Below are 11,832 nucleotides of genomic sequence, written 5' to 3' on the forward strand. Positions count from 1 at the left end.
AGCCTGGGCGGGCTGCGGCCGAACCTGATCGTGACGGTCCCGATGCTCACCCTCCTCGGTGTCACCGAGGAGCCCGGCAGCCTCGACGGGTACGGGCCGATCGATCCCGACACGGCCAGGGCGCTGGCGGCGAAGTGTCCGAGCGCGGTGCGGATCCTGACCCACCCCGAGACCGGCGCGGTGCTCTCGGTGGGCCGGGACCGGTACACGATCCCCGCCTCGCTCCGCACGATGCTTCAGGTGCGGGACGGCACCTGCCGGCACCCCGGGTGCAGCCGGGCGGCCAGCCGCTCGGACATCGACCACGGCCTCGACTGGGCATTCGGCAGACGAACCGACCACAACAACTCGCCCACCTCTGCCCCGCCAGCCACGCCCTCAAACACGAGGCCGGCTGGAAAGTCAGCCAGGCCTCCGACGGAACCGGCACCCTGACCTGGACCACCCCGACCGGCCACACCTACGTGACCGAGCCGGAGACCATAATCGGCACCGCCATCAGCGCCGAACTCCGACGCAAAGCCGACGCGCCCGACGGCCCGACCCGCGAGGAGCACTGAGGGCTGAGGGCTGAAGGAGCAGGCGGACAACTCAGCTGGAGGGCCTGCGGTAGCTAGCCGCCGTGGAGCGCCGGGACGATCAGGTAGACGCCGAACAGCACCGCACCGACACAGAGCGCGAAACAGGCGTATGCGCCGACCAGGGCGAGCTTCTTCTGATCGTCGGTGAGCGGGTTCGCGGCGAGGGCCTTGCGCGTGCGCTTGGCCTCCTTGGCCGCCCGCTTCGGGGTCAGCACGGTGATCGCCCCGGTGAACTCGGCGGGGCCCACCACCGGGCTGCGGCCCGCGCTGGTCATCAGGCGCAGGCCGAGCGAGTACAGGGTCACGATCAGGGCGGATGAGATGAGCGAGGCGCCGGCGACAACGACAAACGCGAGCCAGTCGATCACAGGGCCACCTTCTTTCGGTCCCGGCGAGCCGGCTTCCGCGGGGTCTTGGTGATCCTCACCACGTGACCGGCGTCGTCGATGTCGTGGAGCAGATGGTGGTGTGTCACCCGGCTGCTGCGCGACCACCAGTAGATGCCGGCGACGACGATCGAACCGATGATCACGTCGAGCACGATCCCGACCGGGCCGAGGAGGGCCAGACCGGCGGCGAACGCGCCCATGATGCCGGCGGCAGGCAGGGTGAGCACCCAGCCGAGCGCTATGTGGCCCGCCATCCCCCAGCGCACGGTCGAGCCACGGCGTCCGAGGCCGGACCCGATCACGGAGCCGGAGGCAACCTGGGTGGTCGACAGGGCGAACCCGAGGTGGCTGGAGGCGAGGATGGTGGCGGCGGTGCTGGTCTCCGCGGCGAAGCCCTGGGCCGGCTTGACGTCGGTGAGGCCGCGTCCCATGGTCTGGATGATGCGCCAGCCGCCCGTGTAGGTTCCGATCGCGATCGCGAGCGCACACGACGCGATGACCCAGAACTCCGGTCCGGTCCCGACGGTCTGGTATCCGCTGGCGATCAGGGTCAGGGTGATCACACCCATGGTCTTCTGCGCGTCGTTGGTGCCGTGCGCGAGGGCGACGAGCGACGACGAGAAGACCTGCGCGTAACGGAAGCCGCCGCGGCCGTCGGGCCGGCCCACCTCCCGGCGGGTGACGGCGTAGGCGAGCCGGGTCGCGATGAAGGCCACAACCCCCACGATGATCGGGGCGATGATCGCCGGCAGGATGACCTTGGCCATCACGACGTCGTAGTCGACCGCCTGGAATCCGACGCCGATGACGGTGGCTCCGATCAGTCCGCCGAAGAGCGCATGGCTCGAGCTGGACGGCAGGCCGCGCAGCCAGGTGATCAGGTTCCAGACGATGGCCCCGATCAGGCCGGCGAAGATGAGCTCCGGGGTGATCAGGATGCCGTCCTCACCCTCCTTGATCATGCCGCCGGAAATCGTCCTGGCGACCTCTGTGGACAGGAACGCGCCGATCAGGTTGAGTACGGCCGCGACCATGACGGCGACTTTGGGCTTCATCGCGCCGGTGGCGATCGGGGTCGCCATCGCGTTCGCCGTGTCGTGGAAGCCGTTGGTGAAGTCGAAGATGAGCGCCAGGGCGATCACCAGCACAACGATGAGGGTCAATTCAGGCACGAGCCACAACCGTCTCCAGGTCTTCGCCAAACGTGAATGTTGCGCGCACCGGAGTCCCGGCGAGCACTCCCGGCAGCCAGTGCCGGGCGTCATCCCACATCTCGTCGACGGGCAGGGTCGCCACGTCGAACCATTCGGGGTTGAGCTCGTCGGACTCCCGCGGGGTGCCGGTCCATTCCGTGCAGACGAACACGTTCGATTCCTGGCTCCACGATTCCCGGTGCGGGAACAGGTAGGTCAGCACGCCGAGCGGAACGAGGGCCGCGGTCGTCACGACCAGGCCGGATTCCTCCTCGACCTCGCGGACGGCGGCATCCAGAGCCGATTCGCCCGGCTCGAGTTTGCCGCCCAGACCGACGATGTTGCCGATGCCGAGGCCCTTCTTCTTGCGCCCGAGCAGCACCTGCTGCGTACCGTCCGGAGAGCGTCGTGTCAGATAGCACACGCACACCTGGGGCAAGTTCATGGAGCCAATCGTAGTGGCGGGCAAGCTCCCAGCGGCGCCCGGTTAGGCTTCGGGGATGGACTTTGTGCCCGCCTCCGGAATGATCACCATGTTTACGACGACCTGGTGCGGCTACTGCTCGCGCCTGAAGTCGCAACTCGACCGGGCCGGGATCGGCTACACCGAGGTCAACGTCGAGCAAGTCGACGGCACGTCCGAGCTGGTGATGAGCCTCAATGGGGGCAACCGCACGGTGCCGACGGTGCTCTTCCCCGACGGTTCCGCCGCGACGAACCCCTCGCTAGCCCACATCCAAACCAAACTCGCCTGACACCCCCCTCTCCCCTTCCCGCGAAACCGCAGTTGTGCGCGCTAAACGGCGGTCATAACGCGCACAAGTGCGGTTTCGCGGCATGAGGGTTGGTCGGGCAGGGGTCAGCCGAAGAGGACTGCGGCCTCGTCGTAGCGCGCGTCGGGAACGGTCTTCAGGCCGATGGTCGCGTCCGCGATGCTGACGATCTCGATGTCCGTGCCCTTGAGCGAGACCATCGAGCCCCACTGGCCGGCGTAGATCGCGTCGACGGCCGCGAGGCCGAGGCGGGTGGCGAGCACCCGGTCGTAGGCCGACGGGGCGCCGCCGCGCTGGGTGTGGCCGAGCACGGTGGCCCTCGACTCCACTCCGGTGCGTTCCTCGATCATCGGGGCGATGATTTCCCCGATGCCGCCGAGACGCGGGCGGTTGAAGGCGTCCAGGCCCTTGGTCGAGTGCGCCTCCTCCATCCCGGCGAGCAGGAAGCCCTCGGAGACGACGATCAGGGGCGCTCGGCCGCGGTCGCGGACGTGCTCCACCCACCCGCAGATCTGCTCGATGGTCTTGGGCTGTTCGGGGATGAGGATCGCGTGCGCGCCCCCGGCCATGCCCGAGTGCAGGGCGATCCACCCGACGTGGCGTCCCATGACCTCGACGACCATGCAGCGGCCATGCGACTCCGCGGTGGTGCGGAGACGGTCGATGGCCTCGGTGGCGATCTCCACGGCCGTGTCGAAGCCGAACGAGTAGTCCGTGGCGGCCAGGTCGTTGTCGATGGTCTTGGGCACGCCCACAATCTTCAGCCCGGCATCCGTCAGGCGGCGCGCCGCGGTGAGGGTTCCCTCGCCGCCGATCGCGATGACCGCATCGATGCCTTCGGCGTCGAGCATCCTCTGGATGTTCTCCGGCCCGCCGTTCTCGCCCTCGAACGGGTTCGTTCGTGAGCTGCCGAGGATCGTCCCGCCCTGGCGGGAGAGGCCCCGCACGCTGTGCCGGTCGAGTTTCATGAACTCGCCCTCGACGAGGCCGCGCCAGCCGTTGCGGATGCCGACGAACTCGGCATCGTGCACGCGCACGCCCTTGAGCACCGCACCGCGGATCACCGCATTCAAGCCCGGGCAGTCACCACCGCTGGTGAGGATACCGATCTTCATTGGGCCGCTCCTTCATGCACACGAATTCATGTCGGCGCCAGTCACCGCCTACATATCATGCTGCCTCCGGGCGACCGGATTCAAATCAGGAACCCTATATTTCGCCGTCGAGCGCCTGACCGAGCAGATAGATGAGCGCGCTGGCCTGCACGGAGTCGGCCGAGGAGATCTCCTCCTCCGAGCCGTCGAGCGCCCGGGCGGCGAGGCCCTGCTTGCTCCCGATGAGCTCGGCGATGCGGGCGTCGATGGTGTGCGCGGCGATGATCCGCCACGCGGTGACGGGCTCGTCCTGGCCGATGCGGTGCACCCGGTCGATCGCCTGGGTCTGCTCGGCGGCGGTCCAACTGAGTTCGGCCAGGACCACGTTCGACGCGGCCTGCAGGTTGACGCCGACGCCGGCCGCGGTGAGCGAACAGACCGCGACCGCGACATCCGGGTCATTGTTGAACGCGTCGATGGCGGCCTGGCGTGCCACCGCGGTCTGGTCTCCGCGCAGGGACACCGTGCGGAGGTCGCGCTTGGCGAAGATCTTCTCCGCGGCATCCATCACGTCGATGTGCTTGGCGAAGAAGACGACCTTGCCGACGGAGTGCGCCAGCTGGGCGGCGTAGTCCGCCGCCAGGCCGGCCTTCGCCTGGCCGATCTTGCGTACCATGGTGAAGACGTTCTCGCCGGTCGTCTGGCCCTTGGACTCTTCGAGTTCGGCGTTGGCGACGGCCCGGATGTAGGCGGTGCGTTGTTCGTCGTCGAGGTCCGCCGGCGCCGTCCCCGGGTGCCTGGCCGCCACGAGTGCGTTGTACCGGGTGACGAGGCGTGCGGCCAGTTCCCGCTCGGCCTGGCGGATGGAGCGTCCCAGGTCGTCATCGAGCTCGACCGGGAGGTCGGCGATGCGCTTGGCCGGCAGGTCGGCTGCGACATCCACCTTGCGCCGTCGCACGATGCCCATGTCGATGACGGCCTTGCGGGCCTCGGCGTAGAAGCCGAAATCGGCCGGTGTCAGGCCGATTTCTTCGAGCTTCGCCATCAGGGCCGGCGCCGGCTTGTCTCCGTCGATCCAGCCGAGGAACTGCCAGATCGCCCGGAAGTCGTCGACGTCGTTGATCAGCGGCGTGCCGGTGAGGGCCATCAGCAGCGGGTTGCCGCCGGGCGTGCGCCGCCGGATCTGCTCGGCCAGTGCCAGCACGTGCTTGGACCGCTGCGACTGCAGGTTCTTGATGAAGTGCGCCTCGTCAACGACCATGCCCTTGAAACCGAGGGTGCCGAGCCAGGTGCGGTGCCGGTCGAGCACGTCGTAGTTGACGATGACGACGTCGGCGAAGGCGTCCAGGGTGTCGCCGTCACCGTGGATGACGGTGGCCCGGCGGTGCGGGGTCCACAGCTCGACCTCGCGAGCCCAGTTCATCTTGACGACGTTCGGCACGACGGCCAGCAGCGGGTAGGCGCCGGCGACGGATGCGGCCAGCAGGCTCTGCGCGGTCTTGCCGAGGCCCGGCTCGTCGGCGAGCAGGTAGCTGCGGTGGCCGAGGCGCGCGCTTTCGATGAACCTGGCCTGGTGGTGCATGAGTTCCATGCCCCGCGGGGACAGCCGGTCGAGCCGGGGCGCCTCGGGCAGCGCCATGGTGGCAGCCTGTCCGCCGGAGCCGTACTCGAACGATTTGAACAGCGGGCCGAGCAGTTCCCAGTTGGCCAGCCGGCGAACGGTAACGACGGGGCGCGCCTGCGCCGCGCTGAAATCGGGGGCGAGAAAGGGATTCGCAAGCTGCCTGGCCTTGACCGACTTCGGAACGACCTGGTTCTGCGGCAGTTCCGGTTTGGCCTCCGCCTCGCGGGTGATGATGAGTTCGTCGGGGCTCAGCTCGGCGCCGGATTCCAGCAGCCAGTCGCGGCGGAAACGCTGGGCGACGGTGGAGACCCCGGCGTCCGGTTCCAGCAGAGTGATCAGGCTGGTGTCCCTGGCGGCCGTCCTGGCCAGAATCTGGGCGATGCCGTCCAGCCGCTTGAGCAGTTCGGCCCGGTTCACGTCGCCGAGTTCAGAGTCGCCCTTGACCCTGGCGCGTTCCTCGCGCATCAGCAGCGCGATGACCTGGTACTTGGTGCGGTTGGTGGGGCCCAGCTTGCCGCCGGCCTGCGCCTTCGCCTCCACTTCGCGCACCTTGCGCGCGAGAATCGGGATGATCGGGGCATCGTCGTCGCGGGACCTGGGCCGCTGGCGGCTGCCCCTGCTGGGGGCGCTGCCTCGGCTGGCCGAGCCTGAGGCCTGGTGGCGGGTGTTAGCCATGCTTCTCCACTTCACTTCAGAGCGAGTGCGGAAGCACTCGCTCGTCGTGTCGCGGCATCCGCGGATGCCGGTGCGATCGATGCGCCGAACCCTGAGGCGAGCATCGTGCAACTGCGGTTGTGATGCAGGTGCACGGTCGAGACGGTGACCGGGTCCTTCAGGCGCGCCTTCAGTGTACGCCCACGCGGCGGTGCCCGAGCACCGGCACGCGCGCGGGTCAGACTCCTCCGCCGCCTCCGCCGCCGCCGCCGCCGCCGCCGACCGAACCCCCGCCGCCGGAGCCGGAACTCGACGAGCTGCCCGACCAGCTGGCCGAGGTGGTGCTGGCGAACGAGCTGATACCGGCCGCGAAATAGCCGGCGTTGAATCCGCCTGGTCCGCTGTACCAGCCGGGCTGGGTTCCGCCGGCCTCGTAGTACTCTCCCAGGACCCGCGACCACTGCTTCTCCTGGCCGAACAGCACGGCGAAGGGCAGGAGTCGTTCGTAGAGTTTCAGGACCTGCGGCGTTCCCTCGGCGCCGGCGTCGGTCGGCAGCGCCGCCTGGTCGGGCCGGTACGGCGAGCGCAGGGCGCCCTCCGGGCTCTGCAGCACCCGAAGCCGGTCGGCTTCGGCGAGCGCGATGTACACCTTCACGCCCTTGAGGTAGTCGCGGAGCTCCGCCCCCGCGGCGGTGAGCGGGCGGACGCTGGCCGTCAGGGCGAGGATGCCGCCGGAGAACGCCGCGCCCAGGATGAGGACCAGGATCGGCCAGGCTCCCCCGATCTCGCTGCCGATCGCGACGGCGCTCGCGCCGATGCTCACGATGCCGGAGACCACGGCGAGGGCGATGAGCCAGACGCGCAGGGCGCCGCCTTTCTTCTGCCGCAGACCCGCGGTGAGCATCCGTTTGCGGGATGCCCGCAGCTCGCGCTGCAGGGCGAGCGAGAGCTTCGCGTCCCTCGCCTTGAGGTCACGGCGGGTGCCCTGTTGCAGCCCGGGGAAGAGCCTGGCGAGGATGCTGCGCTCGGCCTCGTCGACCTGGTCGGCGTGCTCTAATTCGAGCTGGTAATGCTTCTTGCCCTCCACCTCGAGCACGCGCACGTTACCGCGGACAGCGAAGCTGAGGAATTGGGCGGCCATGGCCTTGGTGGTGGCCCGCGCCACGTCCGCCGCCTCGAGCAGGTTGACGCCCTTCGGTGGCAGGTACTCGGCGATAATCGTCGGCCTCCCCGGCTGGCTGCGCCACCGGCCCAGGCGGGCGATCCCGGCCACGACCATCGCGGCCAGGCCGAGCAGGGCCGCCCCGAGCCCGATGCCGGGGAACGGGCTAGCGGTGAACGAGCCGTCCCTGGGCAGGAAGGTCCCGGCCTGGAAGCCGACCGCCAGGGTCAGGCCCTCCTGCGGCCCGAGGCTGCCGGCACTTACGTCGATCCGCCAACGGTCGCCGTCCGCCTCGCTGGTGAGCGTGGCGCAGGACTCGCCGGAAGCACTGGCGCCCTGGTAGCAGCTGGTGGCCCCGGTGAGCTTCGGGACGAGTTCGGGGGCCACGTGCAGCGTCGCGCTCACCTCTCCGAACGGTTGGGCCCACCCGGAGCCGTTCACCTCCCAGTAGAACTCCTCGTCGTCGGCGTTGCTTGGGAACAGCGTCACGTTGGTTTGGCGATACCTGATCGTGTACGTCTGGGCGCCGTGAACGAAGTCGTCGGCCGCGATCGTGACCATCAGGAACCCGCCGTCGTCGCTCGTTTCGGTCTCGTAGTCGCGCGGCGCACCGGTGCCGTCGGTGACGCTCTCGACCGTCAGGTCGGTCGGATGCCCGTCGTAGTGGGTCGGGATGGCGCGACGGATGCCCCGGTTCTGGTCGGCGTCGGGAAACCTGGCCACGATCGCCTCGGTTGTGGTCAGCGTCGAGCGCCCGTCGGCGGAGAGGCCGAGCCGGAAGTCCGAGTGCCAGGAGTCGAACGTGAAGTGCTCGGTGCCCTGGTGCACCGCGCCGATGACGGAAACCCGCGCTGTGGATGCCGCGGCCGCGCCGCCCATCGACCCGACAACGAGCGCGAGGGCGCCGAACAGCGCCACCAGGAGCAGGGCTACTCGACGCATGCGCCCACCTTACCGACGATCAGGCGTGCTGGATCGGTATGGCCGTTGTGGTCGGTGCGTGCAGGAAGAGCGTCTCGAGCGCCGGGCCGAGTTCGGCGACCCACGCCGCGTAGCCTTCGTCATTGACGTGGAGCCGGTCGTTGGTGAACGCGGCAGACAGTTCGCCGTCGGGCTCGGCCATCGCCGGCCAGAGGTCCAGGTACTGCGCGTGCTGGGTGGGCGCGAATTGGCGGAGGTGGCGGTTGATCGACCGGATGGTGGTCGCGAATTCACGCTCGCGCGGCAGCACGGACTGCACGAGGAGCCGGGTATGCGGGAGGCGCTTGCGGAGGGTCACGAGGATGGTCTCGATGTTGCGGACGACATACTCGTCCGACCGGCGCCAGCCCAGGTCGTTAGTGCCGATCAGCAGCACGACGGCGTCCGGTGCCATGCCGACGACGGAATCCAGCCGGGCAATGGCCTCGTCGGTGGTGTCCCCGCCGACACCGAGATTCTGCACCTCGAACGTCGGAAGCGATTCCTCCCAGCGGCCAGCCGCTGTGAGTCCGTCCCCGAGAAAAACTATCGATCCCGACATGCAGGCCTCCCTCAAACCATCTCCATCATGCCCCCAACGGGGCGGGGTGGCTAGCACTCCCAGCCGATGCTAGGTTGCGGAACCGGCCGCGCGCCCGGTCCCGGGCCCCGTGCCGGCCAGCCACGACTCGAGGTCGCCGGGCGTGTCCGTGATGATCCCGTCGACCCCGTGGTCCCGCACTTCGCTCCACATGTCCCGGGAATTGAGCGTGTAGCAGATCACGCCGAGCCCCGCCTCGTGCAGCAGCCGCACGGCATCCGGCGCATTCTGGACCGCGGCCGCCGTGGTCGCGAGCGCGATGACACCGAACTGGCGGGCCATCGGCACAGGGTCGCCCGGGAGCTCCCGCACCAGCATGATCCGCGGGTAGCGCGCCGCCGCGACTTGGAGATTGGCCAGGGTGTCGAGGCTGAAGCTCTGCAGCACGACCCTCGACCGAACGTCATGGCGGTCGATCAGGGTGGTGACCGTGCGCACCTGCTCCACCGTCCAGCCGAACTTCAGCTCGACCAGCGCCTTCTTGTCCGATTCCGCCACGCGGGCGAGGAACGCGTCGAGGGTGGGGATCCGGGTGCCGGCATAGGACTTGCCGTACCAGGCGCCGGCGTCGAGCCTCGCGAGCTCGGCCGCGGTGTGGTCGGAGACGCTTCCGTGACCGTCGGTCGTTCGGTCCAGCGTGACGTCGTGGAAGAGGACGGGCACGCCGTCGCTGCTCAGTTGCACGTCGGTCTCGACGAACTCGATGGGTCCGCTGAGCGCTAGGTCGAAGGCGGGCATGGTGTTCTCCGGCGCCGCGGACCCGTCGCCGCGGTGGCCGGCCACGAAGGCGCCTTCACCCGGCGCTCGGAGCGTTCCGAAAACGTCGACGGCCTCGACCCGCTCGGTGAGCGGACCGAGCACGAGCACGAGGACCACGAGGGCCGTCGCCGGGATCGCGAACAGGAGGGACATGCCGCGGACGGACCTCAATGCGCTCATTGCAGGGTAGAGCCTCTCTGGCTGCCCGGCGCCACGCTGCGGCGGACAGTCCGGTCACTCTACCGCGACCCGTTATCGTTCCGTTACCTGCGACGCTGCCCCAGCTCGGGGGTGACTTCTGCCGGGCCTGACTCCTCTGCGGCGGCCTCTTCGGTGATCCGGTTGGCCATGCCGCTGAAGATGATGCCGTGGAACGGGAGGATCGACCACCAGTACAGCCGGCCGCCGAGCCCTCGGGGGAAGAAGATGGCGCGCTGCCGGTAGAGCGCCCCGCCGTCATCCGTGGGTTCGACGCTCAGCTCGAGCCACGCGCGGCCGGGCACCCGCATCTCCGCTCGCAGGCGCAGGAAGCGGCCGCGGTCGATGCGTTCCACCCGCCAGAAGTCGAGCGCGTCGCCGGTGTGCAGGCGGTCGGGATCGCGGCGACCGCGGCGGAGGCCCACTCCGCCGACAACCTTGTCCATCCAGCCGCGGACGGCCCAAGCGAGCGGGAACGAATACCAGCCGTTCTCCCCGCCGATGCCCTCGATCACCCGCCACAGGGCCTCCGGCTTCGCCGGCGTGCGCTTCTGGCGCAGGTCGGTGTACACGAGGTGTCCGGCCCAGTCCGGGTCGCTGGGCAGCGGGTTGCTCGAGGCGCCCTCGATCGACGCGTTCCGCCAGCTCGTTTCGACCTCGCCGCCCTGCATCCGGCCCAGGGCGAGCCGCACGGCGCGCCGATACCCGGTCAGGCCCCCCTCGGGCCGGGGGATGTACGTGTCGATGTCCCGCTCGCCCACCACGCAATCGTATTGGAGCGACGCGATGATCGGGATGGCGAGGTTGCGCGGGATGGGCGTGACCAGGTTGACCCACTGGGATGCCAGCCAGGGCGTGAGCACGGGGAGGGCCGCGATCGGGCGCTGCCGGAGACCGGCCTCCAGCGCGTAGCCGTTCATCATCTGGCCGTACCGGAGCACATCGGGGCCGCCGATGTCGAAGGTGCGGTTGACGTCGGCCGGGAGACCGGCGGCGGCCACGAGGTAGTAGAGCACGTCACGCACGGCGATCGGCTGGATGCGGTTGCGCACCCATTTGGGCGCCGGCATGTAGGGCAGCACGTCGGTGAGGTGGCGGATCATTTCGAATGACGTCGAGCCGGATCCGATCACCACGCCGGCTTGCAACGCTGCCGTCGGCACGCCCGAGGCCAGCAGGATCCTGCCCACTTCCGCGCGCGACCGGAGGTGCGGGGAGAGCGTGTCGGTATCGGGGTGGAGCCCGCCCAGGTAGACGATCCGGGAGACGCCGGCGGCTGCCGCGGCTGCCGCGACGTTCTCGGCGGCCGTGCGCTCCGTTGCCTCGAAGTCCCCGCGGGCGCCCATGGAATGCACGAGGTAGTACAGCACGTCAACGTCGGCGCAGGCTTCCCGCAACGATCCGGGGTCCGCCAGGTCGCCCCGGACGATCTCGACCTGGCCGGCCCAGGGGACATCCGTCAGCTTCTGCGGCGAACGCACGAGTACGCGCACCGTGAAACCCGCCTCGAGCAGCAGGGGTACCAACCGGCCGCCGATGTAACCCGTTGCTCCGGTGACCAGGACGCGTCGTGAAGTCATGGCGGCAGTCTAGGTGTCGCGCCTGATCCTCCGGTGGTATTTGGTGCGGCATCAGGGCCCGATTGACCGTCACGGTCCCGTGACCGGGCGCCGGGCCACTGTCCCCGAAAGGCAAAGTCCATGGATTTTTGGGCGAGTTTATGGGATTTCGTTGGGTTCTTCTTCTGAACGATGGTGCTCGTCAGCTACCTGTATGTCCTGTTCGCGGTCACAGCGAGCAGGCAGGGCCCTCGGCGGCGCCCAGGCCGGGCGGGTCACCGACTA

General features: G+C 69.2%; 10 protein-coding genes and 1 pseudogene. 2 read left to right on the top strand and 9 right to left on the bottom strand.

What is annotated here, in order from left to right; genetic code table 11:
- Positions 1-435 (top strand): annotated as a pseudogene (locus tag BLQ39_RS02795) (HNH endonuclease signature motif containing protein); the annotation flags it as partial.
- 178 nt (positions 436-613) lie between these two features.
- On the opposite strand, the gene BLQ39_RS02800 reads toward BLQ39_RS02795, so the two are convergent.
- The 3 genes from BLQ39_RS02800 to BLQ39_RS02810 are packed head-to-tail and all read right to left on the bottom strand — an operon-like array spanning position 614 to position 2,608.
- Positions 614-949, bottom strand: coding sequence for a peptidase (locus BLQ39_RS02800; protein ID WP_092321558.1), 336 nt, complete (start codon positions 947-949; stop codon positions 614-616).
- Entirely contained in the window at positions 946-2,142 is a 1,197-nt protein-coding gene (locus BLQ39_RS02805) for an inorganic phosphate transporter (RefSeq protein ID WP_174775352.1), read from the bottom strand. The genes BLQ39_RS02800 and BLQ39_RS02805 overlap by 4 nt, the downstream gene beginning before the upstream one ends.
- Entirely contained in the window at positions 2,135-2,608 is a 474-nt protein-coding gene (locus BLQ39_RS02810) for an 8-oxo-dGTP diphosphatase (RefSeq protein WP_092321560.1), read from the bottom strand. The genes BLQ39_RS02805 and BLQ39_RS02810 overlap by 8 nt, the downstream gene beginning before the upstream one ends.
- Positions 2,609-2,663: 55 nt before the next feature.
- Between BLQ39_RS02810 and BLQ39_RS02815 the strand changes: the two genes are divergently transcribed.
- Positions 2,664-2,918, top strand: coding sequence for a mycoredoxin (locus BLQ39_RS02815; protein ID WP_092321561.1), 255 nt, complete (start codon positions 2,664-2,666; stop codon positions 2,916-2,918).
- A gap of 104 nt (positions 2,919-3,022) precedes the next feature.
- Here the strand turns inward: BLQ39_RS02815 and BLQ39_RS02820 are convergent, their stop codons facing one another.
- The 6 genes from BLQ39_RS02820 to BLQ39_RS02845 form a co-directional block, all read right to left on the bottom strand.
- Positions 3,023-4,051, bottom strand: a complete 1,029-nt coding sequence (locus BLQ39_RS02820) for a 6-phosphofructokinase (RefSeq protein ID WP_092321562.1) — start codon at positions 4,049-4,051, stop codon at positions 3,023-3,025.
- A 94-nt stretch (positions 4,052-4,145) separates the two neighbouring features.
- Positions 4,146-6,329, bottom strand: a complete 2,184-nt coding sequence (locus BLQ39_RS02825; RefSeq protein ID WP_092321563.1) for a DEAD/DEAH box helicase — start codon at positions 6,327-6,329, stop codon at positions 4,146-4,148.
- Between the two features lie 217 nt (positions 6,330-6,546).
- Positions 6,547-8,412 carry a DUF2207 domain-containing protein gene (locus BLQ39_RS02830; protein WP_092321564.1) on the bottom strand — a complete coding sequence of 622 codons (1,866 nt, stop codon included), beginning with the start codon at positions 8,410-8,412 and terminating at the stop codon, positions 6,547-6,549.
- Between the two features lie 19 nt (positions 8,413-8,431).
- Complete coding sequence (locus BLQ39_RS02835; RefSeq protein ID WP_092321565.1) at positions 8,432-8,992, bottom strand: GDSL-type esterase/lipase family protein; 561 nt, start codon at positions 8,990-8,992, stop codon at positions 8,432-8,434.
- Positions 8,993-9,061: 69 nt separating this feature from the next.
- Positions 9,062-9,970 carry a glycerophosphodiester phosphodiesterase gene (locus tag BLQ39_RS02840; RefSeq protein ID WP_092321566.1) on the bottom strand — a complete coding sequence of 303 codons (909 nt, stop codon included), beginning with the start codon at positions 9,968-9,970 and terminating at the stop codon, positions 9,062-9,064.
- Between the two features lie 83 nt (positions 9,971-10,053).
- The gene (locus tag BLQ39_RS02845) at positions 10,054-11,568 is read right to left on the bottom strand and encodes an SDR family oxidoreductase (protein ID WP_092321567.1); all 1,515 of its coding nucleotides are present in this window, start codon (positions 11,566-11,568) and stop codon (positions 10,054-10,056) included.
- Between the last annotated feature and the right edge of the window lie 264 nt (positions 11,569-11,832).

This window comes from Cryobacterium psychrotolerans (assembly GCF_900101115.1).
Taxonomy (GTDB): Bacteria; Actinomycetota; Actinomycetes; order Actinomycetales; family Microbacteriaceae; genus Cryobacterium; species Cryobacterium psychrotolerans.

What these genes read in the sequence shown, in the direction of transcription:
- BLQ39_RS02820 (WP_092321562.1), bottom strand. Translation starts at nt 4,051, where the DNA reads ATGAAGATCGGTATCCTCACCAGCGGTGGTGACTGCCCGGGCTTGAAT.
- BLQ39_RS02830 (WP_092321564.1), bottom strand. Translation starts at nt 8,412, where the DNA reads ATGCGTCGAGTAGCCCTGCTCCTGGTGGCGCTGTTCGGCGCCCTCGCG.
- BLQ39_RS02810 (WP_092321560.1), bottom strand. Translation starts at nt 2,608, where the DNA reads ATGAACTTGCCCCAGGTGTGCGTGTGCTATCTGACACGACGCTCTCCG.
- BLQ39_RS02845 (WP_092321567.1), bottom strand. Translation starts at nt 11,568, where the DNA reads ATGACTTCACGACGCGTCCTGGTCACCGGAGCAACGGGTTACATCGGC.
- BLQ39_RS02815 (WP_092321561.1), top strand. Translation starts at nt 2,664, where the DNA reads ATGGACTTTGTGCCCGCCTCCGGAATGATCACCATGTTTACGACGACC.
- BLQ39_RS02825 (WP_092321563.1), bottom strand. Translation starts at nt 6,329, where the DNA reads ATGGCTAACACCCGCCACCAGGCCTCAGGCTCGGCCAGCCGAGGCAGC.
- BLQ39_RS02835 (WP_092321565.1), bottom strand. Translation starts at nt 8,992, where the DNA reads ATGTCGGGATCGATAGTTTTTCTCGGGGACGGACTCACAGCGGCTGGC.
- BLQ39_RS02840 (WP_092321566.1), bottom strand. Translation starts at nt 9,970, where the DNA reads ATGAGCGCATTGAGGTCCGTCCGCGGCATGTCCCTCCTGTTCGCGATC.